The organism is Paracoccus sp. (in: a-proteobacteria), assembly GCF_030538655.1.
Classification (GTDB): Bacteria; Pseudomonadota; Alphaproteobacteria; order Rhodobacterales; family Rhodobacteraceae; genus Paracoccus.
The window spans coordinates 42,011-66,488 of the sequence record NZ_JAUNTO010000001.1 but is presented as its reverse complement, the minus strand read 5'-3'; the positions used below and the strand labels follow the sequence as shown (position 1 = coordinate 66,488).

22 protein-coding genes and 1 riboswitch are annotated in these 24,478 nt (G+C 64.3%); of the genes, 19 read left to right on the top strand and 3 right to left on the bottom strand.

Annotated features, from left to right (window positions below; all coding sequences use genetic code 11):
• The first annotated feature begins 70 nt into the window (after positions 1-70).
• Together Q4G22_RS00300 and Q4G22_RS00295 are read left to right on the top strand one after the other, a co-directional pair.
• Positions 71-1,141, top strand: a complete 1,071-nt coding sequence (locus tag Q4G22_RS00300; protein WP_303383908.1) for an isocitrate/isopropylmalate dehydrogenase family protein — start codon at positions 71-73, stop codon at positions 1,139-1,141.
• A gap of 101 nt (positions 1,142-1,242) precedes the next feature.
• Complete coding sequence (locus Q4G22_RS00295) at positions 1,243-1,428, top strand: hypothetical protein (protein ID WP_303383907.1); 186 nt, start codon at positions 1,243-1,245, stop codon at positions 1,426-1,428.
• On the opposite strand, the gene Q4G22_RS00290 is transcribed toward Q4G22_RS00295, so the two are convergent.
• From Q4G22_RS00290 to Q4G22_RS00280, 3 genes are read right to left on the bottom strand one after another with little or no spacing between them, the layout of a single operon-like run.
• Positions 1,412-2,554, bottom strand: a complete 1,143-nt coding sequence (locus Q4G22_RS00290) for a tripartite tricarboxylate transporter substrate-binding protein (RefSeq protein WP_303383906.1) — start codon at positions 2,552-2,554, stop codon at positions 1,412-1,414. The genes Q4G22_RS00295 and Q4G22_RS00290 overlap by 17 nt on opposite strands.
• Complete coding sequence (gene tcuA, locus Q4G22_RS00285; protein ID WP_303383905.1) at positions 2,544-3,926, bottom strand: FAD-dependent tricarballylate dehydrogenase TcuA; 1,383 nt, start codon at positions 3,924-3,926, stop codon at positions 2,544-2,546. The genes Q4G22_RS00290 and tcuA overlap by 11 nt, the downstream gene beginning before the upstream one ends.
• Complete coding sequence (locus tag Q4G22_RS00280; protein WP_303383904.1) at positions 3,923-4,588, bottom strand: GntR family transcriptional regulator; 666 nt, start codon at positions 4,586-4,588, stop codon at positions 3,923-3,925. The genes tcuA and Q4G22_RS00280 overlap by 4 nt, the downstream gene beginning before the upstream one ends.
• Positions 4,589-4,661: 73 nt before the next feature.
• Between Q4G22_RS00280 and Q4G22_RS00275 the strand changes: the two genes are divergently transcribed.
• The 17 genes from Q4G22_RS00275 to iolB all read left to right on the top strand — a co-directional run bounded on the left by Q4G22_RS00275 (position 4,662) and on the right by iolB (position 24,454).
• Positions 4,662-5,720 carry an AbrB family transcriptional regulator gene (locus Q4G22_RS00275; RefSeq protein ID WP_303384155.1) on the top strand — a complete coding sequence of 353 codons (1,059 nt, stop codon included), beginning with the start codon at positions 4,662-4,664 and terminating at the stop codon, positions 5,718-5,720.
• A 265-nt stretch (positions 5,721-5,985) separates the two neighbouring features.
• A riboswitch (cobalamin riboswitch) is annotated at positions 5,986-6,180 on the top strand.
• Positions 6,181-6,320: 140 nt separating this feature from the next.
• Positions 6,321-7,325, top strand: coding sequence for an ABC transporter substrate-binding protein (locus tag Q4G22_RS00270; protein ID WP_303383903.1), 1,005 nt, complete (start codon positions 6,321-6,323; stop codon positions 7,323-7,325).
• Positions 7,322-8,347 (top strand): iron ABC transporter permease, encoded by a 1,026-nt coding sequence (locus Q4G22_RS00265; protein WP_303383902.1) that lies wholly within the window; start codon positions 7,322-7,324, stop codon positions 8,345-8,347. The genes Q4G22_RS00270 and Q4G22_RS00265 overlap by 4 nt, the downstream gene beginning before the upstream one ends.
• Positions 8,344-9,120, top strand: coding sequence for an ABC transporter ATP-binding protein (locus Q4G22_RS00260; protein ID WP_303383901.1), 777 nt, complete (start codon positions 8,344-8,346; stop codon positions 9,118-9,120). Before Q4G22_RS00265 ends, Q4G22_RS00260 begins: the two co-directional genes overlap by 4 nt.
• Entirely contained in the window at positions 9,117-9,548 is a 432-nt protein-coding gene (locus Q4G22_RS00255) for a pseudoazurin (RefSeq protein WP_303383900.1), read from the top strand. The genes Q4G22_RS00260 and Q4G22_RS00255 overlap by 4 nt, the downstream gene beginning before the upstream one ends.
• A 596-nt stretch (positions 9,549-10,144) precedes the next feature.
• Positions 10,145-11,800 (top strand): FAD-binding dehydrogenase, encoded by a 1,656-nt coding sequence (locus Q4G22_RS00250; protein ID WP_303383899.1) that lies wholly within the window; start codon positions 10,145-10,147, stop codon positions 11,798-11,800.
• Between the two features lie 66 nt (positions 11,801-11,866).
• Positions 11,867-12,862, top strand: coding sequence for a LacI family DNA-binding transcriptional regulator (locus tag Q4G22_RS00245; protein ID WP_303383898.1), 996 nt, complete (start codon positions 11,867-11,869; stop codon positions 12,860-12,862).
• A gap of 168 nt (positions 12,863-13,030) precedes the next feature.
• On the top strand, positions 13,031-14,035 hold the full coding sequence (gene iolG / locus Q4G22_RS00240; protein WP_303383897.1) for an inositol 2-dehydrogenase: 1,005 nt from the start codon (positions 13,031-13,033) through the stop codon (positions 14,033-14,035).
• 2 nt (positions 14,036-14,037) lie between these two features.
• Positions 14,038-14,844, top strand: a complete 807-nt coding sequence (locus Q4G22_RS00235; RefSeq protein WP_303383896.1) for a sugar phosphate isomerase/epimerase — start codon at positions 14,038-14,040, stop codon at positions 14,842-14,844.
• A gap of 68 nt (positions 14,845-14,912) precedes the next feature.
• Complete coding sequence (locus Q4G22_RS00230) at positions 14,913-15,836, top strand: sugar ABC transporter substrate-binding protein (RefSeq protein ID WP_303383895.1); 924 nt, start codon at positions 14,913-14,915, stop codon at positions 15,834-15,836.
• 72 nt (positions 15,837-15,908) lie between these two features.
• Complete coding sequence (locus Q4G22_RS00225) at positions 15,909-17,015, top strand: ABC transporter permease (RefSeq protein WP_303383894.1); 1,107 nt, start codon at positions 15,909-15,911, stop codon at positions 17,013-17,015.
• Position 17,016: 1 nt separating this feature from the next.
• The gene (locus Q4G22_RS00220) at positions 17,017-17,793 is read left to right on the top strand and encodes an ATP-binding cassette domain-containing protein (protein ID WP_303383893.1); all 777 of its coding nucleotides are present in this window, start codon (positions 17,017-17,019) and stop codon (positions 17,791-17,793) included.
• Positions 17,793-18,908 carry a Gfo/Idh/MocA family protein gene (locus Q4G22_RS00215; protein ID WP_303383892.1) on the top strand — a complete coding sequence of 372 codons (1,116 nt, stop codon included), beginning with the start codon at positions 17,793-17,795 and terminating at the stop codon, positions 18,906-18,908. The genes Q4G22_RS00220 and Q4G22_RS00215 overlap by 1 nt, the downstream gene beginning before the upstream one ends.
• Entirely contained in the window at positions 18,905-20,824 is a 1,920-nt protein-coding gene (iolC, locus tag Q4G22_RS00210) for a 5-dehydro-2-deoxygluconokinase (RefSeq protein ID WP_303383891.1), read from the top strand. Before Q4G22_RS00215 ends, iolC begins: the two co-directional genes overlap by 4 nt.
• Positions 20,821-22,650: a 3D-(3,5/4)-trihydroxycyclohexane-1,2-dione acylhydrolase (decyclizing) gene (gene iolD / locus Q4G22_RS00205; protein ID WP_303383890.1), complete on the top strand. Its 1,830-nt coding sequence runs from the start codon at positions 20,821-20,823 to the stop codon at positions 22,648-22,650. The genes iolC and iolD overlap by 4 nt, the downstream gene beginning before the upstream one ends.
• Before the next feature lie 9 nt (positions 22,651-22,659).
• The gene (iolE, locus tag Q4G22_RS00200; RefSeq protein WP_303383889.1) at positions 22,660-23,565 is read left to right on the top strand and encodes a myo-inosose-2 dehydratase; all 906 of its coding nucleotides are present in this window, start codon (positions 22,660-22,662) and stop codon (positions 23,563-23,565) included.
• Between the two features lie 79 nt (positions 23,566-23,644).
• Positions 23,645-24,454, top strand: coding sequence for a 5-deoxy-glucuronate isomerase (iolB, locus tag Q4G22_RS00195; protein ID WP_303383888.1), 810 nt, complete (start codon positions 23,645-23,647; stop codon positions 24,452-24,454).
• Positions 24,455-24,478: the final 24 nt, after the last annotated feature.

The window sequence follows — 24,478 nt, the reverse complement described above, 5'->3', positions numbered from 1 at the left end:
TGCGATTGAAAAAATCCAAACATGCGCTATCTGGATTTTTTGCATAGAAAAGAACCACTCGGAACACACAATGCGCATCCTCGTTTTGCCCGGCGACGGGATCGGCCCTGAAATCACCAAGGCCACGTTGGCCGTGCTGGATCACGCCAATGCGGTGTATGATCTGGGTCTGATGGTCGAACAGATGGACATCGGCCTTGCCGCGCTGGCTGCCCAAGGCACGACCCTGCCGCAAGCGGTGCTGGACCGCATCCCGCAGGTAGATGGCGTCATCCTTGGCCCGGTGTCGCACTATGATTACCCGCCGCGCGAACAGGGCGGCATCAACCCATCCGGCGCGCTGCGCACCACGTTTTCGCTCTATGCCAATATCCGGCCCGCCCGGTCGCGCCCTGATCTGAGCGTGCTGCGCAAGCCGATGGACCTGATCGTCGTGCGCGAGAATACCGAAGGCTTTTACGCCGACCGCAATATGGTGGCCGGGGTGGGCGAGTTCATGCCCGATAACGACATGGCCCTGTCGGTGCGCAAGATCACCGCCAAGGCGTCGGCCACGGTCGCGCGCACGGCGTTTGAACTGGCCCGCACCCGCCGCAAAAAGGTGACGGCGGTGCATAAGGCCAATGTGCTAAAGCTGACCGACGGGCTGTTCCTGCGCGAAGTCCGCCGCGTGGCCGCCGATTACCCCGATGTGGAGCTGGAAGAACTGATCGTCGATGCCGCCGCCGCGCATCTGATCCGGCGGCCCGATACGTTCGATGTGATCGTGACCACGAATATGTTCGGCGACATCCTGTCGGATGAGGCGTCGGAACTGTCGGGCAGCCTTGGCCTTGGCGGCTCGATCAGCGAGGGCGCGGATGTCTGCGTCGCGCAGGCGCAGCACGGGTCCGCGCCGGATATTGCGGGGCAGGACAAGGCCAACCCCACGTCCCTGATCCTGTCGGCGGCGATGCTGCTGGACTGGCTGGCGCGGCGCCACGACCGCCCCGATTACGCCGATGCCGCCCGCGCGATTGATGCCGCCGTCGAACAGGCGCTGGACGACCCGGCCAGTCGCACCGCAGATCTGGGCGGGCCGCTGGGGACCACGGCCTTTGCCGCGCGTGTGTGCGAAAACCTTGGAGTATCGCGTGACTGACAGGCGGCTGTTTGCTGTCACATCAACAAGGTGCGGGCGGGCGTGTGGTGCAACGCCGCTTGTCGGTGGGAATACGGTCGATGCCATTGACGTCACGCGGCATGGCATCGCTGATCACGATGGTTGCCCGCGCGCGATCTGCCTTGAACGACTGTGATCTGGCCGAAAACAGCCCGCCGATCAAAGCTCTGCCAACTTGCGCGGTGGTTGGTCTGCGTCTGGCAGGCGGCTGCGGCCCATTGGAACCGAACGGGTCGCGATGGGCGCAGATTATTCCGACAGCCTGACGGCATATTCGCTGGCCAGCATGTCCAGCACATTTTGCCGCACAGCAGGGTCGATATGCATCGCGCTGCGTGCCAGATGCGCGGCATCTTCGCCCACCACCGTCTGATAAGCCCCCAACCGGGCAGGGGCCTCGGCCAGATAGTCGGGGTCGGCCAGCACCTTGCGGATCGCGCCGATCCATTCATCCTGAATCGTGCCAGGTGTTTCACGCGGTAACACCAGCATCTTTTGCGCGGCGAAACCGGCGGTGGCAAAGGCGCGATATGCCTCGTAATCGGGACCAGAGGGCGGTGCGCCGTGGAGCAGTTCGTAAATCTCCTCGACTGTGGGCAGGTCGGGGAAGGTCGGGTCGCGCAGCACCCGGCCATCGGCGTCCAGCACACCCCATGTCATCAGCGGCACGGCGCGCCCCTGCGCCACCTGCGGCGCGACATTGGCCAGATAGCCGGGGGTGGTCTGATAGTCGATGCTGACCTCACCCTGCTGCATGGCCCGCAGCCCGTCGTGCCGGCCCGCGTAGCCGAACACATAGCGCACATCTAACCCCAGCAGGCGAAAGGCCAGCATGGGCACCAGATCCAGCGAGGCCGGCCCCATGCTGGCATACAGCAGCCGCTGGCCTTGCAGATCAGCAATCTCGTGCCACGACCCGATCCCCAGATCAGCCGAGACATAGACGACCCCGCCCATCGGCGTCGCCATCAGCACATCCCAGTCGTCGTAATCATAGCGCACCCGCAGATCGCCCAGCAAATAGGCGATCTGGGTTGAGCCGGATGTGCCCAGCACCATCCGTCCGTCCGGTCGGGCCTGTGCGGTAAACAGATTGGCCCCGCGCGTGCCGCCGCCGCCGTATTCGTTGCGCACCACGGCCAGTGCGGCGGGGATGTTCAGCGCGAATTCGTGGGGCGCGGTGTATTGGCAGGCGTAATAGCAGCCCCGGCAATTGTGGCACAGGTTCGCCAGATGGGTCAGATCGCCTGTCGCAAAGACCTTGTTGCGGGTCATCGCCGGAAAGACGGAACAAAACCCCTCGCAGTAACGGCAGGCGTTGCAGATCTCGATCTGGCGGCGGGCTTCGTCCATGGTGGATTGTTGGGCGGGAAGGGTGAAATCAAGCGACATGGGCGGCGGCCTCCTTGCCTGCGATACGTCCGAATACAGTGCCGATGGTCATGCCGAAACCAGCCAGATAGCCCTGACCCAAGATCGACCCGGCCATGATCTCGCCCGCCGCCCACAGGTTGCGGATCGGGCCTTGCGCGCTGTGGACCTGCGCGCGGTCGGACACTTTCAGCCCCAGATAGGTGAAGGTCACGCCGGGGCGCAGTTGATAGCCATAGAAGGGCGGCGTATCCAAAGGCCGCGCCCAGTTGGTTTTCGGCGGGTTCAGCCCCTCGGTCGCCAGCCCGTCCAGTTCCGTCGCATGGAACGTGCCGGGATGGCAAGCGGTGTTGAAATCGGCCACGGTGCGGTCCACCGCGTCGGGATCAAGGCCCATCTTTTGCGCCAGTTCCGGGATGCTGTCCGCCTTGATCGGCGGAAAGACCGAGGGCATGAACAGGTCGATCGACTTGGCGTCAATCAGCGCATAGCCGACCTGATCGGGCTGCGCCGCGACCAGTCGGCCCCAGATCGCGTAACGCTTGGGCCAGGTATCTTCGCCCTCGTCATAGAACCGCTGGCCATCGCGGTTCACCACCACCGAAAACGGCACGCAATCCAGCCGCGTCACGATGCCGCCGTCATATTTCGGCGCGCGCCCGTCGATGGCAACCGCGTGGCATTGCGTCGGATCGCCCACGCTGTCCGCGCCCTGATCCAGCAGATCGCGCAGCACCACGCCGCGGTTATAGGGCGTGCCGCGGATCAGAAAGTTCCGCGCAGCAGGCCCCCAGGCCCGTGCCAGCCAGTCGATATCGGCCTGAAACCCTCCCGAAGCCAGCACATAGGCGCGGGCGTGGATGGTTTGCGGCTGGCCTTTCACCTCGACGTCAAGATGCGTGATTTCCTGCCCGTTGCGATGGACGTGGCGCACCTGCGCTTCGTAGATCACCGAAACGCCCAGATCTTCGGCGGTATTATAATACGTGTTCACCAGCGCCTTGCCGCCCCCCAGAAAGAACGCATTGGTGCGCGACAGCGACAGCGTGCCCGACAGCGAGGGCTGAAAGCGCACGCCGTTTTCCTGCATCCACGGCAGACATTCTTCGGATGTGCGGATCGCCATGCGGGCCAGATGTTCGTTGGTCTTGCCCTTTGTCACCAGCATCAGATCGTGGAAATACTCGTCCTCGTCATAGCTGCCGGTCAGGGGAAACGCTGGCCCCCGGTGCATACAGCGAAAGTTGCGGGTGTGGCGCGAATTACCGCCGCGATAGGGTTCGGGCGCGCCTTCCAGAATGATGACCCGCGCGCCTGCCCGCGCCGCCGTGATCGCAGCGCAAAGCGCGGCATTGCCGCCGCCGACCACCGCGATGTCATAGGTTTCGGTCATTCGTCATCCTCGGCAGGCGCGCTGGCCCGGATCGCGCGCAGGCGAAAGTTCAGCGCGGCCTCGATATGGCGGCGCATCGCGGCCTCGGCGGCGTCGCCGTCGCGCGATTGCAGCGCGGCGATGATGGCGGCATGTTCCTGCGCCGCATCGCCCGCGCGGGACGGGTCGGCCAGCGTTGTCGGGCCAAGGATCAGCAGCGTTTTCTTCAACGCGCTGTTGGTCTTGACCAGAAAGCGGTTGCGCGCGGCATCCATCAGCGCGGCATGAAACTGACGGTTCAGATCCTGCGCATCGGCCCCCGGTCCGGCCTTGGCAAGCGCCGCGTTCAGATCGGCCAGCGCGTCGATTTCCAGCGGCAGCGCCATCCGCGCCGCCAGCCGCGCCGCCGTGCCTTCCAGCACCGCGCGCATCTCATACAGTTCGATCACCTCGGCATGATCCAACGTGCGCAGGCTCGCCCCCTGACGCGGCAGATGGATCACCAGCCCGTCGGCCTCAAGCTGGCGGATCGCCTCGCGCACGGGGGTGCGGGAAATGCCGAAACGCTCGGCCAGTTCGGTTTCGCGCAGCCGCGCACCGGGGCCAAGCTGGCCCGAGCGGATCTCGGCCAGCAGGCGGCGATAGGCGGATTGGCCCTGCGGTTGCTCAGAATCATCGGTCATAGGCGGCGCTGCTTTTCATATTGCATACGGTTGGATACAAATGTATCCACAAGCTGTCAACCGCGAGGCCATCATGTCCAGCCCCTCCTTCCGGTCCCTGCTGATTCCGCGCCTGTCAACGCTGGCACTGGCCCTTGCAGGGGCCGTTACATTCTGGCTGTTGGGCTTGCCGCTGCCCTTTTTGTTCGGCCCGATGAGCTTTTGTCTGATCGCGGCGCTGGCGGGTGCGCCGTTGCGTGGGTTAGGGCAAATCTCGGTCGCGGCGCGGACGATCCTTGGCGTCGCCGTGGGTGCCTCGATCACCCCCGCCGTCATCGCGCAAATCCCGCAAATGGCGTTAAGCGTGGCCTTGGTGCCGCTGTATGTGCTGTTGATCGGGCTGATCGGCGTGCCGTTCTTTCGCCGGCTGGGGTTCGATCCGGTGACATCCTATTACGCCGCCATGCCCGGCGGGTTGCAGGATATGGTGATCTTTGGCCAAGAGGCCGGGGCCGATGTCCGTGCGCTGTCACTGATCCACGCCACGCGGGTGGCGGTGCTGGTGACGATTGTGCCGGTGATCCTTGTCGGGCTGTATGACGCGCCGCTGACCGGCGCGATGGGCAAGCCGATGGCGCAAACCGGCTGGGATCAGCTTGCCCTGATGGTTGCCGCCGCGCTGATCGGCTGGAAGGGGGCCGAGCGGATCGGTCTGTTCGGGGCCTCGATCCTTGGACCAATGATCGTGACCACGGCGCTGTCGCTGGCCGGGATCATCACCACCCGCCCCCCGGCCGAGGCGATCATGGCCGCGCAACTGTTCATCGGCATTGGCATCGGCGTGAACTATGTCGGCGTCACCCTGCGCGAGCTGCGGCAATTCGTGCTGTCCGGTCTTGCCTTTGTGGTGGTGCTGGCGGTGCTGGCGACGGCCTTCACCGAATTCGTCGTGCTGACCGGCCTGGCCCGCCCGTTGGAGGGATTCCTTGCCTTTGCCCCCGGCGGGCAGGCCGAACTGACTGTTCTGGCCATTGTCGTCGGTGCTGATCTGGGCTTTGTCATCCTGCACCATCTGACCCGGATCGTGGTGGTCATCACCGGCGCGCCGATCATGGCGCGGCTTATGGGCATCCGGGCGGCAAAAGAACAGTGAGCGGTTTGTGTCTGCGTCCCTTGCGCCAGCGGGTGGGGGGCGAGACGTCCCGGTGTGGCGCTTGATTTCCATCGGATGTGCGGATTTTCGGTCAGTGGAGGCGTTCAGGATGAAGAAGGGGCCTTGGCTCTGCTCCATGACAGCCCGCCGTTTGGCAATGCCACAAGAAGCCGGACCGCGCATGGCGACAATTGGCTGTGACTGGTCACGGCCAGCATATTGTCTGCACCCGGCCTGAAACGGCTTGACGCAGGTGCGATGTCCCGGATACTCAACCCGCGTCGGTTTCCAAGTGGAAATAATAGGGAATCCGCCGTCCCATTCGGGGCGAACCGGAACTGCCCCCGCAACTGTAGGCGACGAGCCGCCGCGATCATGCCACTGAGGGGCAACTCTCGGGAAGGCCGCGCCCGGTGATGACCCGCCAGTCAGGAGACCTGCCGACGCGAAACGTAACCGAAGCCGGGCGGGGTTGTCCGGGAGGTCTGGCATGGCACTGATGACCGGCGCGATTGCGCCTTTCAGCATGATTTCCGGCGGTTTTCGCCGCGCCCTGTCGCCCGTCCCGACAAGCGTGGCCATTTTCATCAGGAACATCCCATGTCTTTGCGTTTGACGACCGCCCTTGCGGCGATCTGCCTTGCCGTGCCTGCCTTTGCAGGGACGGATTACCCCCTTGAGTTTGAGAATTGCGGCACCCCGCTGCGGTTTGACGCAGCGCCCGAACGTGTGGTCAGCGTCGGTCAGGCCGCGACCGAGGTTCTGTATGCGCTGGGGCTGGCCGATAAGGTTGTTGGCACCGGCGTCTGGTTCACCGAGGTTCTGCCCGAATATGCCGAGGCGAACGCGAACGTCCCGCGTCTGGCCGATAACGACCCCAGCTTTGAATCCATCGTCGAGACACGGCCCAGTCTGGTCGCCTCGCAATATGAATGGTTTATCGGACCGCAGGGCACGATCGGCACCCGCGAGCAATTCGCGGATCTCGATATCCCGACCTATATCATGGCCGCCGATTGCGCGGGCAAGGACAACACCGTCGGTTCCGACGGCACCCGGACCGAGATGTTCAGCATGGACGGCATCTGGCAGGGCATCACCGATCTGGCCGCGATTTTCGATGTGCCGGAACGTGGCGCGGAACTGATCACCAGCCTGCAAACCCGTGAGGCGGCGGCCATCGCACAGGCCCGCGCGCTGGATCTGGGCGATGCCTCGGCGGTGTTCTGGTTTTCCTCGGCGGAAATGGACATCGACCCCTATGTCGCAGGCCGCAAAGGTCCGCCCGCCTATATGATGGAGGCGTTGGGTCTGCGCAACGTGATTGAAAGCGACGAGGAATGGCCCACGGTCAGCTGGGAAACCATCGCCCGCGCGAACCCGACGGTGATCGTCATCGCCAGTCTGGAGCGACGCCGCTTTCCCGCCGATGATTATGAGCGAAAGCTGGAGTTTCTGCGCAGCGACCCGGTGGCCAGTCAGATGGATGCCGTGGTCAACGACCGCATCGTCATCATGGACGGACATTCCATGGACCCCTCGATCCGCAACGTGATGGGGCTGGAACAGCTTGCCCAGGCACTTGCCGGATATGACCTGAAATGATCCGCAGCGCGCCCGCCATCGTCACCCTCAGGGGGCTGGCGGGCGCGTGCCTGCTGATTCTGGCGATCCTTGCCGGGGTCGCCTTGGGCGAGGTGCCGATTGCGCCCGCCGAAATTGGCCGGGTGCTGGCCAATAATCTGTGGCAGGCGGGGTATGAACTGGACCGGATCGAGGCCGGGATCATCTGGAACTATCGCCTGCCGCGCACGCTGGTCGCCGCGGCCTGCGGGGCGGCGCTGGCGCTGTCGGGGGTGGTGCTGCAAGCCCTTGTGCGCAATGCGCTGGCCGATCCCTATCTGCTGGGCGTATCGGCGGGGGCCTCGACCGGCGCGGTCGCGGTGACGGTGATGGGCGTGGGCGGCGGGGCCATCGGTATTTCCGGCGGCGCATTTCTGGGCGCGGCACTGGCCTTTGCTCTGGTCGCGGCGCTGGCCCGCGCGGCGGGTGGCGGGGCCGCGCATATGGTGCTGGCGGGCATCGCCGGATCGCAGCTTTTCAATGCGCTGACCTCGTTCTTTATCGCCAGATCCGCCAATGCCGAACAGGCGCGCGGGATCATGTTCTGGCTTTTGGGCAATCTATCCGGGTCGCGCTGGCCCGATGTCATGATGGCGGTGCCCTTTGCGGTGATCGGTCTGCTGATCTGCCTGTGGCAGATGCGGGCGCTGGATGCGTTTACCTTTGGCACAAGCTCGGCCGCGTCTTTAGGCATCAATGTCCGCGCGGTGCAGGTGGTGCTGATCGGCGCGGTCACGATGATGACGGCGGTGATGGTCAGCCTTGTCGGGGCCATCGGCTTTGTCGGGCTGGTCATTCCGCATGCCGCCCGGTTTCTGGTCGGCCCGCGCCATGGCGCGCTGTTGCCGGTCGCGGCATTGGTCGGGGCGGTGTTCCTGATTGGCGCGGATGTGGTGTCGCGCATTCTGATCCCCGGTCAGGTCGTCCCGATCGGCGTCGTGACCGCCCTTGTCGGCGCGCCCGGTTTCGCGCTGATCCTGATCCGTCAGGGCGCGCGGGCATGAGGCTGGTCGCCCATGATCTTGGCTGGTCTCCGCGCCGGGGCCGCGCGGTGGTCGATGGCGTCAGCCTTGATATCGCGCCGGGCGAGACGCTTGGCCTGATCGGGCCGAACGGTTCGGGCAAATCGACGCTGTTGCGGCTGCTGGCGGGCCTGCTGCGTGGGGCCGGGGGGCGGGTCACGCTGGACGGCACCGATCTGCGTCGCCTGCCGCGCCGCCAGATCGCGCAGGTGATGGCCGTGGTCGAGCAACAGACCGACACGACCGAGGCTTTGCGCGCCCGCGATGTGGTCGAACTGGGCCGAACGCCGTTTTTGTCCGCGCTGTCGCCCTTTTCGGCGCGCGATGCCGCGATTGTGGGGCGCGCGCTGGAAACCGTCGGCATGGCACATCTGGCCGATGCGCAATGGTCCACCCTGTCGGGGGGTGAACGTCAGCGCATCCAGATCGCCCGCGCTCTGGCGCAGCAACCGCGCATCCTGCTGCTGGATGAGCCGACCAACCATCTGGACATCCACCATCAGCTTGCCCTGCTGCGGCTTGTCGATGACCTGCCTGTGACGGTGGTGATCGCGCTGCATGATCTGAATCAGGCGATGGGCTGCGACCGGCTGGCGGTGATGGAGGGCGGGCGCATGGTCGCCCTTGGCCCACCCGCCGAGGTGCTGACGCCCGACCGGCTGCGCAGCATTTTCCGCATCGACTCGCGTTTGTTGACCGACCCCGCCGATGCCGCCGCCATCTTCCGCTTTCTGCCATTGGAGAGAACCGCATGAAACATGCCCTGATCGCACTGGCTTTGATGGCCAGCCCCGCTTTGGCCGAGATGCACAAGGTGCAGATGTTCAACCGCAACGAACACGGCCCGATGATCTATGATCCGCAATATCTGCGTATCGCGCCCGGCGATACGGTCAAGTTTCTGGCCACGCAGCCCAGCCATAACGCCGCCACCATCGACGGCGGCATCCCCGAAGGCGCCGCGCCGTTTCGCGGCAATATCAACGAAGAAATCGAGGTCACGCTGACCGAGTCGGGGCATTATTTCATCAAATGCACCCCGCATTATGCGATGGGCATGGTGATGCTGATCGAAGTGACCGAAGGCGAGGCCGCACGCCCCGAACTGCCCGAAGGAATGCCCGCCCGCGCCGTGCAGCGGTTCGATCAGATCATCGACGCCGCCTATGACGCCGAACCTTGATCTGATCGAGGCCCGCGCCTGTTGATCCAGATGCGGGCACATTCGATCCGGCCTTTGGTTGCCGGATTGCACCGCAGGCCAAGGCATGTGCGATAGGGCGCGCTTGCATCTGAACATCAGCATGGAAGGCGACCTGACACTGGCGATGTTAAGAGCGGGGCCAGTTTGGTTCATTCCGGGTTGAATGCTTTTCTTCGCCCCTGACGCTGTGCGAGTTCACTTTCGGCGAAATGATCGTGCTGAGTTATCGCGGGTCATCGGTGGTTGGGTCTTGGTGCGATGCCAGCCCGGAACGTAGGCTGCATTCGTGACGGTTGAATATATGCCGCACAAACAGGACCGGCTGAAGGTTGCCACTCCGATCACTTAAAGCCCCTGTTGTTCTTTCCGCCGCGTCTTTGGGTCCGCGCGCCAGAATGAAAGACAGGTGAACGACGCTCAAGATGCCGATCTGCCGCCTTTTGACGGTTTTCGTAATGGAGATGCGCTTTCTGGGGATGGATCTGTGGCTGGCGCGGCGCGGGGCAGGGGTGTTTGCGGGATAACGCTATACCGGGCGAACTGTTCGGTCTAGGCTGGGGCAGGAGATCGTTTCCATGTCTGATGCCGACATCATCATCATAGGCTGCGGGTTGGCCGGGCTTGTCGCCGGGACCGAGGCGGCTGCGGCTGGCCGGCGTGTCATCATGCTGGATCAGGAACCCGAGCAAAGCCTTGGCGGGCAGGCCTTCTGGTCGCTTGGCGGATTGTTTCTGGTGGACAGCCCCGAACAGCGCCGGATGGGTATCCGCGACAGTGTTGATCTGGCGATGCAGGACTGGATGGGATCGGCCGGTTTCGACCGGGCCGAGGATCACTGGCCGCGCCGATGGGCCGAGGCTTATATCGAATTTGCGGCGGGCGAGAAACGCGACTGGCTGCGGGCGATGGGGCATCGGCTGTTTCCGGTGGTGGGCTGGGCTGAACGTGGCGGCGGTTCGGCCCGATCGCACGGCAATTCGGTGCCGCGCTTTCATCTGACATGGGGGACCGGGCCGGGCGTCGTCGCGCCCTTCGCGGCCCGTGCGCGCGAGGCGGAACAGGCCGGGCGGCTGGAATTCCGGTTCCGCCACAGGGTGGACGGGCTGATCCTGCGCGGCGGCGTGGTCGAGGGGGTCGAGGGCGCAATCCTTGAACCCAGCACCGCCGCGCGCGGGCAAAGCACCAGCCGCATCGAAACCGGCAGCTTTGCGTTGCGGGCGCAGGCGGTGATCGTCGCCTCGGGCGGGATCGGCGGCAATCACGATCTGGTCCGCGCGAACTGGCCTGAACGGCTGGGGGCGTCACCGCAGCGAATGGTTTCGGGTGTGCCAGAGCATGTGGACGGGCGGATGATCGGCATCGCCGGGGCGGCAGGGGCGCGGCTGATTAACCGCGACCGGATGTGGCACTATGTCGAGGGGCTGCGCAACTGGAATCCGATCTGGCCAAACCACGGCATCCGCATCCTGCCCGGCCCCTCGCCCATGTGGTTCGACGCCTTTGGCCAGCGTCTGCCCGCGCCGTTGTTCCCCGGCTATGACACGCTGGGCACGCTGGAACATCTGATGAAAACCGGGGCGGATTATTCCTGGTTCATCCTCAACCAGTCGATCATCCGGCGCGAATTCGCGCTGTCGGGGTCCGAACAGAACCCGGACCTGACCGGCAAGGACTGGCGCGCGGTGCTGGGCCGCGCCTTTGGTCGCGCGGCCCCCGCCCCGGTCGAGGCGTTCAAGCGCAGCGGCAGCGATTTCGTCGTGCGGGACGATCTGGAAAGCCTTGTCGCGGGGATGAATGCGCTGGCGGGCCATGACCGGATCCGGCTGGACGCGATCCGCGCCGCGATCATCGCCCGCGATTTGCAGGTGAGGAACCCGTTCTGCAAGGACGCGCAGGTGATGGGCATCCGCAACGCGCGCGCCTTTCGCGGGGACCGGCTGGTCCGGGCCGCAAAGCCACACCGCATCCTTGATCCCGCCCATGGCCCGCTGATCGCGGTGCGCCTGAACATCCTGACCCGCAAGACCTTGGGCGGGGTCGAGACCGACCTTGACGGCCGCGTCTTTGGGCAGGATGGCCAGATCATGCCGGGCCTTTATGCCGTGGGCGAGGCGTCCGGCTTTGGCGGGGGCGGGATGCACGGTTATCGCTCGCTGGAGGGGACGTTTCTGGGCGGCTGCCTGTTCAGTGGGCGGCAGGCGGGCCGGGCGGCGGCGCGGGCGGTGGTTTAGCCCGCCGCACCGTCTGCCATCAAGGCGCGTCTTGCACGCGCGGGCAGTTGGTGTCTATCTCGGGCCATGGCAGAGAATGATCTGGACAGTGTGACAGCGGATGACGTGGCGGCGGCTGCGGGTGTGTCGCGTTGGACCGTGGCGCGGGCGTTCAAGAAAGACGCCCCGATCTCGCACAAAAGCCGGGAAAAGGTGATGCGGGCGGCGCGCGATCTGGGCTATGCACCGGATTTGCTGGCGGCTTCGCTGGCCGGGGACAGATCCAATCTGGTCGCGATTATCACCAATGATTTCAGCAATCCGCACAAGCTGGTGCTGCTGGAACGACTGACGCGTATTTTGTGGCTGCGCGGTTGGGGCGCGCTGCTGGTGCATATGACCGATGGCGATGACCCGTCGGCGGCGCTGTTGGCGGCCAGTCAGCGGCGGGTGGACGCGGCGGTGCTGATCGGCACGCAGTTCGACGACCGGGTGCTGGATACCGCGCTGGGTGCGCGGCGGGTGAAAAAGCTGGTGGTTTTTGCCCGCTACAGCCAGAATCCGAACACGCTGACCATAGCCTGCGACGATGTGACCGCGATGCGCCAGATCGCCGATCATCTGCTGGAACGCGGCTATCGGCGCCCGGTGTTTCTGGCCGGACCGGATACGCAATCGGCCAAGCTGCACCGCAAATCCTCGTTCACCGACTATTGGCAGGCGCGCACTGGCCATAGCGTCGCTTGGGTTCATACTGACGCCTATGATCTGCGCGCGGCGATGGATCGGGTCAGCGATCTTTTGGCAGGCGGGCCACGCCCCGACGTGCTGGTGTGCGAAAACGACATCATCGCCATCGGTGCGATGGATGCGATCCGTTATCGCCTTGGCCTGCGCGTGCCGCAGGATATTGCGGTGACGGGCTTTGACGATATTCCGTTGGCCGCCTCGCCCGCCTATGACCTGACAACCCTGCGCCAGCCGATTACCGCCATGGCCGAAAAACTGGTCGAGGTGCTGGAGGGACGGCAAAGCGATAACATCCTGCTGCCGGGCCGTCTGGTTATGCGCGGCTCGGCCTGAGCGGGCTGCGGGGCGCGGCTATCCTTATATCTGCAACGATCCGGGCCATGGCAGGCAATAATCGGCCATGTGCTGCACGCGCGTGCAAATATTCTTGCACGCGCGTGCAGGCTGTGTAAGTCTGGCGCTAACATATGACAGACGCGATTCGATCTGGGGAGGGTTGGGATGCTGCGTGTTGCCTTGCTGGGGGCTGGCCGGATCGGTCAGGTCCATGCCAAATCCATGACTGCCACGGATCAAAGCCGCCTTGTCGCCATTGCCGATGTGAATGCCGATGCGGCGGCCTCGCTTGCGGCGCAGGTGGGCGCGAAGGCGTGCAGTGTCGATGAGATCATCAACGATCCCGAAATTGACGCGGTGCTGATCGCCACCTCGACCGACACACATTCCGACCTGATCGAGCGTGCGACCGAGGCGGGCAAGGCCGTCCTGTGCGAAAAGCCGGTCGATCTGTCGCTGGATCGCGCACGCGCCGCACTGGCGCGGGCCGAGACGACGGGCCAGCCGGTGATGATCGGTTTCAATCGCCGGTTCGATCCGAATTTCGCGGCGCTGAAGGCCGCCTTTGATGCAGGCGAGATCGGCAAGGGCGAGCTGTTGTCGATCACCTCGTTCGATCCGGCCCCGCCGCCGGTCAGCTATGTCAAGGTTTCGGGCGGATTGTTCCGCGATATGATGATCCATGATTTCGACATGGCCTGCTGGATGTTCGGCGGCGCACCGGCGCGGATCACGGCCACCGGCAGCGCGCTGGTCGATCCTGAAATCGGGGCGGCGGGCGATGTGGATACCGCCGTTGTCACCATGGTCTGGGATGACGGGCGCATCGCGGTCATCAAGAACTCGCGCCGTGCGGGCTATGGCTATGACCAGCGGATCGAAATTCTTGGATCGGCCGGGTTGCTGTCGGCGAAAAACGTGCTGGAAAACACGGTCGAAAAGATCACCGAGGCGGGTGCGATCAGCGCCAAGCCGCTGCATTTCTTCCTTGAGCGTTACATGCGCGCCTATGAAACCGAATGGGCGGCGTTTCTGGATGCGATCAGCAGCGGGGCCGAAATGCCCGTAACCCTGCGTGAAGGCGTGGCCGCGCTGGCCTGCGCCGAGGCCGCGACACTTTCGGCGCAGACCGGGCAAACGGTCGCCGTCACCGCCGATATGTTGGGCTAAGCATGGCACATCCGCTTGGCTGCTGCACGTGGATCTTTGGTGACGAGGATTTGCCCGCCATCGCTGGCCGTGTCCGGGCTGCGGGCCTTGGCGGGGTCGAGATTCACGGTGATCTGTCACTGGACCCGGCACTGGCCGGGCGTGTCTTCGCCGATCAGGGGCTGGCGATCTGGTCGATCACGCCGGGGGATGCCGACATCAGCCATCCTGATGACACGATGCGCGCGGCGGCTGTGGATTACTATCTGCGGCTGGCAGATTGGGCGGCGGCGACCGGCCATGCCCCGCGCATTGGCTGTCACGGGCTGGTCGGGCGAATTCGTCCCGTCGCCACGCAGGCGGTCGAGGACGATTTGCTGGTCGCCAGCGTGGCGCGGATCTGCGGGGCCACTGATGCGTTGGTCGTGTTCGAAATCCTGAACCGCTATGAAAGCCATCAGGTGCGGACCATCGCCGAGGGGCTGGCGCTGCTGGATCGTGTGGGGGCGGCCAACTTGCGGCTTTTGCCCGATGCCTATCACATGAACATCGAGGAAGCTGACCCGGCGGCCGCCTTGCGCACTGGCGGGGCGGCCATCGGGCTTTACCATCTGGCGGATTCGAACCGGGGGGCCGTGGGGGACGGCCATACCGATTTCGCCGCGCAGTTCGCGGCGCTGGAGGCGATCGGCTATGACGGGCCGATGATCCTTGAACCCGCTGCCCCCGGTCCCGATCCGTTCAACACGGATAAGGGGCCGGGTTTTCGTGATACGCTTGGGGCGATGCTGGCGCGTTCCGCCGCAGCCATCCGCGCCCTTGGCGGATAGGCCGGCACCGCCGGTCCACCGCGCGGCCCGAGGAAGCCGCCGGTTTTCTGCAACCTGGGAGGAAAAACATGAACAAACTTTACAGCGCCGTCGCAACCGCCGCCCTTTTGGCTGTGGCTGGCCCGGCTTTTGCGCAGAACATCGTGGTCGTGGCCCATGGTCAGGCCAATGATCCGTTCTGGTCGGTGGTCAAGAACGGCGCGGCCAAAGCGGGTGAACAGACCGGCACACGGGTCGATTTCCGCTCGCCCGAGGTGTTCGACATGGTGGCGATGGCGCAGCTGATCGACGCCGCCGTGAACCAGAACCCCGATGGGCTGGTCGTCTCGATTCCCGATGCCGACGCGCTTGGCCCCTCGATCCAGCGCGCGGTGGATGCGGGAATCCCGGTCATCAGCATGAACGCGGGCGCGGATGTGGCCCATGATCTGGGCGCATTACTGCATGTCGGGCAGTCGGAATATGATGCCGGCAAGGTCGCTGGCGCGAAACTGGCCGAACTGGGCGGCACCAAGGCGATCTGTGTCAACCACGAGGTCGGCAACGTTTCGCTGGACCAGCGCTGCGCCGGCTTTGCTGAAGGCTTTGCCCATACTGTGACGGTCATCCCGACGCAGATGGACCCGGCCGAGGTGCAGGCCAAGGTCCGCGCCGCGCTTGAGGCCGATGCCGAGATTGACACCATCCTTGCCCTTGGTGCCAGCATGGTGGGCGAGCCGACCGTCGCCGCGGTCGAGGCGCTGGGCCGCGACGATCTGCATATCGGCAGCTTTGATCTGTCGGCGGGCTATTTGCAGGCCGTGGCCGATGGCAAGGCCACCTTCGCCATCGACCAGCAGCAGTTCCTGCAAGGTTATCTGCCGGTCGTGTTCCTGGCGATGAATGCTGAATACGGGTTGATGCCGGGTGGCGATGTTGCCTCTGGTCCCAATCTGGTGATGCAGGATGCCGCCGCGCAGGTGATCGAACTGTCGGCCCAGGGTATCCGCTAAGCCCAAGCCGCGGGCGCCCACGACCGGGCGCCCGCCCCTTGCTATAAGACTGCACAACAGAGGGGGAATCCCATGTCTCTGGACCCTGCCGCACGCGCGGATGAAAGGATCAAAGCCGAATCCTTGACCACAAAGCTGATGAAGCGCCCCGAGCTGGGGGCCATCGGTGGGCTGATTTTGGTCACGATCTTCTTTCTGATTACCGCCAGCCCGGCGATGTTCACGCTGCCCGGCATCATGAACTTTATGACGCCTGCCGCACAGTTGGGCATTTTGGGCATCGCCGCCGCCATGTTGATGATCGGGGGCGAATTCGATTTGTCCATCGGTTCGATGGTGGCCTTTGCCGGGATGATCTTTGCGGTGCTGGTGGTCAATATGGGCCTGCCGCTGATTTTGGCGATCCCGATGACCATGGGCTTTGCTGCGGCCATGGGCGCGGTCAACGGTGCCATCGTGCTGCGCACCGGGCTGCCCAGTTTCATCGTGACGCTGGCCTTTTTGTTTATTCTGCGCGGGGCGTCTCTGGTAGGACTGAAACTGTTCAGCGGCGGGTCCACCCAACTGCGCGGCGTGCGCGAGGCGGTGTCGGACGACTGGCTGGCGCCGTTCTTTTCGGGCCATGCTTTTGGCGGGCTGTTCCGCTGGATGGCCGATCAGGGCTGGATCGCAAAGCTGAACTCGGGCGCACCGGCGGTGCCGGGGGTGCCGATCTCGATCCTGTGGTTCGTGGCCTTTACGGCACTGGCGACCTTTGTTCTGCTGCGCACCGCTGCGGGCAACTGGATCTTTGCAACCGGCGGCGACAAGAGCGCGGCCAGCAATTCGGGCGTGCCGGTGCGGCGGGTCAAGATTTCGCTGTTCATGCTGACCGCCCTTGCGGCGGCATTGGTGGCTGTCATCACCGTGATTGACAGCGGATCGACCGATGCGCGGCGCGGCTTTATGAAGGAATTCGAGGCGATCATCGCTGCCGTCATCGGGGGCTGCCTGCTGACCGGCGGTTACGGGTCCGCCATCGGCGCGTTCTTTGGCGCGATCATCTTTGGCATGGTGACGATCGGGCTGACCTATACCAGCTTTGACCAGGATTGGTTTCAGGTCTTTCTTGGCGCGATGCTGCTGTTGGCCGTGGTGTTCAACAATGCCATCCGCAAACGTGTGACGGGGGAACGCTGATATGACGACGCCCATCATCCAGATGACCAACATCAAAAAGCACTTTGGCAATGTCATCGCGCTGAACGGTGTGACCTTTGACGTGCGCCCCGGCGAATGCCATTGCCTTTTGGGCGATAACGGGGCGGGAAAGTCCACCTTTATCAAAACCATGTCGGGTGTGCATAAACCGACCGAAGGCAGCATCACATTCGCGGGCAAGCCGCTGGGATTCAGCAGCCCCCGCGACGCGATGGAGGCGGGGATCGCCACCGTGTTCCAAGACCTTGCCATGATCCCGCTGATGAGCGTGACGCGCAATTTCTTTATGGGACGCGAACCGACAAAGGGCCGCTTTATCAAGCGGTTCGATCTGGAGCGCGCGAATGCCATCACCATGGAAGAGATGCGCAAGATGGGTATCAATCTGCGCGCCCCGGATCAGGCAGTCGGCACCTTGTCAGGTGGCGAACGTCAGACCGTCGCCATTGCCCGTGCGGTGTATTTCGGGGCCAAGGTGCTGATTCTGGACGAGCCAACCTCGGCCCTTGGGGTGCGGCAAACCTCGAACGTGCTGGCGACGATTGCGCGCGTCAGGGCGCAGGGGGTCGGCGTGGTCTTTATCTCGCATAACGTGCGGCATGCGCTGGCGGTGGGGGATCGGTTCACGGTGTTGAACCGGGGCCAGACCCATGGCACCGCCAACAAGGGCGAGATCAGCGCCACCGAGTTGCAAGACCTGATGGCCGGCGGGCAAGAGCTGGCGCAGCTGGAAGGCAGCCTTGGGGGGACGATCTGATGACAGCCGTCCGGCCCTTGGGTGTCGCGCTGATCGGCACCGGCTTTATGGGGAAATGCCATGCGCTGGCGTGGCGCAATTTGGGGGCGGTCTTTGGCGGCCCGCAGCCTCGGCTGGTGGTGCTGTGCGACACACCGCAGGACCGGGCGGCAGAGTTCGCGGCGCAGTTCGGCTTTGAGCGTGGCACGGATGACTGGCAGGCGGCGGTGGCCGATCCTGATGTCGATGTCGTCTCGATCACCACGCCGAACGGGCTGCATCGCCCCATGGCCGAGGCGGCCTTGCAGGCAGGCAAGCATGTCTGGCTGGAAAAGCCGATGGCGCTGACGTTGGATGACGCGCAGGCGATGGCTGATCTGGCGGCGGCGCATCCGGGGCAGGCGACCATGCTGGGCTATAACTATCTGCGCAGCCCGGCCTTTCAGGCGGCGCGCGGGCTGCTGGCATCCGGTGCGCTTGGCCAGCCGCTGGCCTTTCGCGGCGTCTATGATGAAGATTACTGTGCCGACCCGGACTTGCCATGGTCGTGGCGGATGACGCATCAGGCGGGGGGGCTTGGCGCGCTTGGCGATCTGGGCTGCCATCTGGTCAGTCATATGGTCGCATTGATGGGGCCGGTCGCCCAGGTCACGGCCATGACCCAGATTGCCGTGCTGCAGCGCCCCTCGCCCGATGGTCCGCGCGCGGTTGAGAATGAGGACAGCGCGATGGCGCTGATCCGCTTTGCCTCGGGCGCGCAGGGGTCGTTTGCCACCTCGCGCGTTGCACGGGGTCGCAAGTGCCGCCTGCAATGGGAACTGCACGCCACCGGCGGCACCATGGTTTTCGATCAGGAAAACATGAATGAATTATGGGTTCATCGCGCTGGTGAGGCGGGCTTTACCCGCCATCTGACCGGACCGGATCAGCCCGATTTCGCGGCCTTTTGTCCTGCGCCGGGGCATAACTTTGGCTTTAACGAACAAAAGATCATCGAGGCCCGCGACCTGACCCGCGCGATCCAGGGCGGCGTGGTGGTCGGCCCGGATTTCGCGGCGGGGCTGCATATCGAGCGGGTCATTCACGGTATGGCTGCCTCGAACGGCCTGCCCGTGCAGATCGAGGGGAAGGCATGAAAACGCTTGATGTCATCACAATTGGCCGGTCCTCGGTCGATCTTTATGGCCAGCAGATCGGCGGTCGTCTGGAAGACATGGGCAGCTTTGCGAAATATATCGGTGGCAGTCCGACGAATATCGCCTGCGGGACGGCGCGGCTTGGGCTGCGCTCGGCCGTGATTACAAAGGTGGGCGATGAACATATGGGCCGCTTTGTCCGCGAACAGCTGGCCCGCGAAGGCGTGGACACGCGCGGCGTTGCGACCGACCCGGACCGGCTGACCGCGCTGGTCATTCTGGGCATCCGCGACCGCGAACAGTTCCCGCTGATCTTTTACCGCGAAAACTGCGCCGATATGGCCCTGACCGAGGCGGACATCGACGAAGATTTCATCGCAAGCGCCCGCGCCGTTCTGGCCACCGGCACGCATCTGTCACATCCCGGCCCCCGCGCAGCGACGCTGCGAGCGCTGGAACTGGCGCGTAAACACGGGGGGCAGACGGCGCTGGACATCGACTATCGCCCGAACCTGTGGGGTGTGGCGGGTCATGGCGACGGCGAAAGCCGCTTTGTCGAAAGCGCCGCTGTCACCGCGCAACTGCAAGAAACGCTGCATCTGTTCGATCTGATCGTCGGCACCGAAGAGGAATTCCACATCGCTGGTGGCAGCACCGACACGCTGACCGCGCTGCGTTCCGTGCGCGAGCGCAGCCAGGCTACGCTGATCTGCAAGCGTGGGGCGGCGGGGGCGGTGGCCTTTGCCGGGGCGATCCCGGCCAGCCTTGACGATGGCGAAACCGGCCCCGGTTTTCCGATTCAGGTGTTCAACGTGCTGGGTGCGGGCGACGGGTTTTTCTCGGGCTTGCTGAAAGGGTGGCTGGACGGTGAAAACTGGCCGACTGCGCTGCAATACGCCAATGCCTGCGGTGCCTTTGCCGTCAGCCGCCACGGCTGCACCCCTGCCTATCCCAGCCTTGAGGAATTACAGTTCTTCCTGAAGCGTGGCGTGATCCGCCCCGATCTGCGTCATGACGCCGAATTGGAGCAGATCCATTGGGCGACCAACCGTCAGGGCCGGATGGGCGGCGATTGGTCGACGATGCGGGTCTTTGCCTTTGACCACCGCCAGCAGTTAGAGGACATGCCCGGATATACCCCCGAAAAAGGCGGCGCGTTCAAGGAACTGTGTCTTGAGGCTGCGTTGCAGGTGCAGGCCGGGCAGGGCGGTTATGGCATTTTGTGCGACAACCGCATCGGGCAGGCGGCGCTGCATGCGGCCAGCGGCACCGGGTTGTGGATCGGGCGGCCCTGCGAATGGCCCGGCTCGCGCCCGCTGACGCTGGAACCGGAACTGGGCGATGATTGCGGCGGGCTGTCGGAATGGGCGCGTGAAAACGTGGTCAAGGTGCTGTGCTTCTGTCACCCCGATGACGACACCGCCACCCGTGCCGCGCAAGAGGCCACCGTGTCGCGTCTTTATCAGGCCGCGCGCCGGAACGGGTTGGAATTTCTGTTGGAGATCATCCCGTCCAAGGTCGGCCCGGTCGATGACGCCACCACGGCGATGCTGATTAACCAATTCTACGCCGCAGGGATTTATCCCGATTGGTGGAAGCTGGAACCCCTGACCAGCCCTGCCGCATGGGCCGCCGCGATTGAGGCGATCACCGCGCATGACCCGCATACGCGCGGCATCGTGGTTCTGGGCCTTGATGCGCCCGAGGCCGATCTGGCGGCCAGTTTCGACATCGCCGCCCGCTTTGATCTGGTGCGCGGCTTTGCCGTGGGGCGCACGATATTCGGGCAGGTCGCGCGGGATTGGTTCGCAGGGCGGATCAGCGATGCCGATGCCGTGCAGCAGATGGCAGACCGCTATGCCCGGCTGTGCCAGATCTGGGACAAGGCCCGCGCCAAAGCAGGAGAGACCGCATGACCACGATCCGATTGACCGCATCGCAGGCGATGACCCGCTGGCTGTCGGTGCAGATGACCGAGACGGGCGAACGCTTTATCGACGGGGTTTGGGCGATTTTCGGGCATGGCAATGTCGCCGGGCTGGGGCAGGCGCTGCATCAGGCGGGCGATGACCTGCCCACTTGGCGGGGGCAGAACGAACAGACCATGGCCCATGCCGCCATTGCCTTTGCAAAGGCGCATGGCCGCAGGCGGGCGCAGGCCGTCACCAGCTCGATCGGGCCGGGGGCGACGAATATGGTGACGGCGGCGGCCCTGGCGCATGTGAACCGGCTGCCGCTGCTGTTGATCCCCGGCGATGTGTTCGCAAACCGCCGCCCCGATCCGGTGCTGCAACAGATCGAGGATTTTGACGACGGCACCGTCAGTGCCAATAACTGCTTTCGCCCCGTCAGCCGCTATTTTGACCGCATCACCCGGCCCGAACAATTGCTGACCGCGCTGCCGCGTGCGATGCGGGTGATGACCGACCCGGCTAATTGCGGTCCGGTGACGCTGGCCTTTTGTCAGGACGTGCAGGCCGAAAGCTATGACTGGCCGGTGGCGTTCTTTGAGCCGCGCGTCTGGCGTATTCGCCGCCCTGAACCTGATATGGCCGAACTGCGCGCCGTGGCTGACGCGATCCAAGGTGCGGATGCGCCGGTTATCGTTTGCGGCGGCGGGGTGATCTATTCCGGGGCCGAACAGGCGCTGGCCGAGTTCGCCACCCGCCACAACATCCCGGTGATCGAGACGCAGGCCGGAAAATCGGCGCTGGCGCAGGCCCATCCGATGAACTTCGGCGCGGCGGGGGTGGATGGCTCGGCTGCGGCGAATGCGGCGGCGTGGGTGGCGGATGTGGTGATCGGCATCGGCACGCGGTTTCAGGATTTCACCACCGGGTCATGGGCGCTGTTCTCGCGCCCTGGACGGCGGCTTATCAGCGTGAACGTGCAGCCCTACGACGCGGACAAGCATGGCGCATTGGGTCTGGTCGCCGATGCGCGGGCGGCACTGGAAAAGCTGTCGCCTTTATTGGCTGACTATCGCGGCAAGGCCGATACCAAGGCGCGGGCCGAGTGGCTGGCGGCGGTTGATGCGCATTGCGCGGCGCCTGCCGACACCAACGTTTTGCCCACCGATGCGCAGGTGATTGGCGCGGTGCAGCGTGCGGCCTTGCCCGAAACAGTGGCCATGTGCGCGGCTGGCACCATGCCCGGCGCGTTAAAGCTGCTGTGGCAGGCATCAACGGGCGGCTATCACATGGAATACGGCTATTCCTGCATGGGGTATGAGATCGCCGGCGCGATGGGCCTGAAACTGGCCCGGCCCGAACGCGACGTGATCTGCTTTGTGGGCGATGGCAGCTATATGATGGCCAACAGTGAATTGGCCACCGCCGTCATGCGCCGCGTTCCCTTTACCGTGGTGCTGACCGATAATCGCGGCTACGGCTGTATCAACCGTTTGCAACAGGGTTGCGGCGGCGCGCCCTTTAACAACCTCTATGCCGATTGCAATGTCGAGACGCAGCCGCAGATCGACTTTGTGGCCCATGCGGCGTCGATGGGAGCGGCTGCGGTCAAGGCAAGGGTGCAGGATCTGGGCGATGAGATTGCAGCGGCCAGGGGCCGCGACATTCCAACGGTGATCGTGGTCGAGACCGATCCCGGCCAAGGCCCCGGCTTTGGCGAGGCAGGCCATTGGTGGGATGTGGCGGTTCCCGACAACGGTGACAGCGAGAAACTGAAACAGGCCTATGCCCGCTATCTGGACGGCGCGGCGCGGCAGAATCTGGTAAACTGAGGCAGAACCATGATCCTTTACGGCACCAACCCCATTGCCTGGTCCAATGACGATGACCAGACCATCGGCGCGCATCTGAGCCTTGATGATTGCCTGTCCGACTGCCGGGAAATCGGCTTTGACGGCATTGAAAAGGGCCACAAGATGCCCGGTGAGGGCGCGGCGCTGAAGGCGCGGCTTGGCGAATACGGGCTGCGCTTTGTCGGCGGCTGGCACTCGACCAATATCCTCGCGCCGGGATCAACGCCCGAGAGTGAGCGCGCCGCGATGGATCGCCATATCGCCATGACCAAGGCGGCGGGCAGCGATGTCATCATCATCTGCGAATGTTCCAACACGGTTCACGGTGCCGATGGCGTGGCCGTCAACGACCGCCCGGTGCTGAGCGATGCCGAATGGGACCGGCTGATGGCGGGGCTGAATGATCTGGCCGCCCATGCGGCGGCGCAGGGCGTGCGGTTCTGCTATCACCATCACATGGGCAGCTGCGTTGAATCCGAGGCCGACATCGACCGCATGATGGCGGCGGCGGGACCTGATTTTCACCTGCTGCTGGATACCGGCCATTGCACCTTTGGCGGGGCCGATCCAGCGTCTGTCGCCCGCAAACATATGGCCCGTGTGGGGCATATCCATTGCAAGAACGTGCGCCGGGACGTGATGGATCAGGTCCGCGCCGAGGGGCTGTCCTTTATCGAGGGGGTGCGGCGCGGGGCTTTTACCGTGCCGGGCGATCCCGAGGGCTGCGTGGATTTCGCCCCGGTGTTACAGATTGCGGCCGAGCATGGCTATCAGGGCTGGCTGGTGATCGAGGCCGAACAGGACAGCGCCATCCGTAATCCGCTGCATTATCAGCGCATGGGGCATACGGCCTTGCGCCAGATGGCGGCTCAGGCGGGCCTGGATCGGGGTTAGCGCCGCAAGGCCGGAGGATTTCACATCCCCCGGACTCCCTGTGGGATGTTTGGGGACCAAAGATGAAAAGGGGCGGGTTATGGTTCATCTGCTGAGAAAACCCTTTGGCACGCATGGTAAGGTGCATCAGATCACGCCTGCCGATGCGGGCTGGCGCTATGTCGGGTTTTCGCTTTACCGGCTGCGCGCGGGCGAGGTCGCGGGCGAGGCCACGGGGGGCAATGAGGTCATTCTGGTCATGGTCGAGGGCAAGGCAGCGTTTCACGCCGCAGGGCAGGACTGGGGCGTTCTGGGTGATCGGATGAGCGTCTTTGAGCGGACCCCGCCGCATTGTCTGTATGTGCCGGACGGGCAGGACTGGCGGGCGGTGGCCGAAACCGATTGCGTGATCGCGGTCTGCGCCGCGCCCGGACATGGCGGCCATTCCGCCCGTCGGATCGGGCCGGACGGCATTATCCTGACCGAACGGGGTAAAGGCACCAACACCCGCTATATCAATAACATCGCCATGGAGAACGAGGATTACTGCGACAGCCTTTTGGTAACAGAGGTGTTCACCCCGGCCGGGCATTGGTCATCCTATCCCAGCCACCGCCATGACGAGGATGATTTCCCCCGCATCACCTATCTTGAGGAGACCTATTACCACCGGCTGAACCCTGCCGATGGTTTCGGCATTCAACGCGTTTATACCGATGACGGCGTTTTGGACGAGACCATGGCGGTCCGGGACGGTGATGTGGTTCTGGTGCCGCGCGGCCATCACCCCTGCGGCGCGCCTTATGGGTTCGAGATGTATTACCTGAATGTCATGGCCGGACCTTTGCGCAAATGGCGCTTTGTCCCCGCGCCTGAGGTCAGGCCGATCATGGAGCGTGATGCGAGTTGAGCGGTAATGCGGCACCGGAGGCAG

Coding starts and splice junctions, on each gene's coding strand:
- Q4G22_RS00300 (WP_303383908.1), top strand. CDS start 71: ATGCGCATCCTCGTTTTGCCCGGCGACGGGATCGGCCCTGAAATCACC.
- Q4G22_RS00295 (WP_303383907.1), top strand. CDS start 1,243: ATGGCATCGCTGATCACGATGGTTGCCCGCGCGCGATCTGCCTTGAAC.
- Q4G22_RS00290 (WP_303383906.1), bottom strand. CDS start 2,554: ATGTCGCTTGATTTCACCCTTCCCGCCCAACAATCCACCATGGACGAA.
- tcuA (WP_303383905.1), bottom strand. CDS start 3,926: ATGACCGAAACCTATGACATCGCGGTGGTCGGCGGCGGCAATGCCGCG.
- Q4G22_RS00280 (WP_303383904.1), bottom strand. CDS start 4,588: ATGACCGATGATTCTGAGCAACCGCAGGGCCAATCCGCCTATCGCCGC.
- Q4G22_RS00275 (WP_303384155.1), top strand. CDS start 4,662: ATGTCCAGCCCCTCCTTCCGGTCCCTGCTGATTCCGCGCCTGTCAACG.
- Q4G22_RS00270 (WP_303383903.1), top strand. CDS start 6,321: ATGTCTTTGCGTTTGACGACCGCCCTTGCGGCGATCTGCCTTGCCGTG.
- Q4G22_RS00265 (WP_303383902.1), top strand. CDS start 7,322: ATGATCCGCAGCGCGCCCGCCATCGTCACCCTCAGGGGGCTGGCGGGC.
- Q4G22_RS00260 (WP_303383901.1), top strand. CDS start 8,344: ATGAGGCTGGTCGCCCATGATCTTGGCTGGTCTCCGCGCCGGGGCCGC.
- Q4G22_RS00255 (WP_303383900.1), top strand. CDS start 9,117: ATGAAACATGCCCTGATCGCACTGGCTTTGATGGCCAGCCCCGCTTTG.
- Q4G22_RS00250 (WP_303383899.1), top strand. CDS start 10,145: ATGTCTGATGCCGACATCATCATCATAGGCTGCGGGTTGGCCGGGCTT.
- Q4G22_RS00245 (WP_303383898.1), top strand. CDS start 11,867: ATGGCAGAGAATGATCTGGACAGTGTGACAGCGGATGACGTGGCGGCG.
- iolG (WP_303383897.1), top strand. CDS start 13,031: ATGCTGCGTGTTGCCTTGCTGGGGGCTGGCCGGATCGGTCAGGTCCAT.
- Q4G22_RS00235 (WP_303383896.1), top strand. CDS start 14,038: ATGGCACATCCGCTTGGCTGCTGCACGTGGATCTTTGGTGACGAGGAT.
- Q4G22_RS00230 (WP_303383895.1), top strand. CDS start 14,913: ATGAACAAACTTTACAGCGCCGTCGCAACCGCCGCCCTTTTGGCTGTG.
- Q4G22_RS00225 (WP_303383894.1), top strand. CDS start 15,909: ATGTCTCTGGACCCTGCCGCACGCGCGGATGAAAGGATCAAAGCCGAA.
- Q4G22_RS00220 (WP_303383893.1), top strand. CDS start 17,017: ATGACGACGCCCATCATCCAGATGACCAACATCAAAAAGCACTTTGGC.
- Q4G22_RS00215 (WP_303383892.1), top strand. CDS start 17,793: ATGACAGCCGTCCGGCCCTTGGGTGTCGCGCTGATCGGCACCGGCTTT.
- iolC (WP_303383891.1), top strand. CDS start 18,905: ATGAAAACGCTTGATGTCATCACAATTGGCCGGTCCTCGGTCGATCTT.
- iolD (WP_303383890.1), top strand. CDS start 20,821: ATGACCACGATCCGATTGACCGCATCGCAGGCGATGACCCGCTGGCTG.
- iolE (WP_303383889.1), top strand. CDS start 22,660: ATGATCCTTTACGGCACCAACCCCATTGCCTGGTCCAATGACGATGAC.
- iolB (WP_303383888.1), top strand. CDS start 23,645: ATGGTTCATCTGCTGAGAAAACCCTTTGGCACGCATGGTAAGGTGCAT.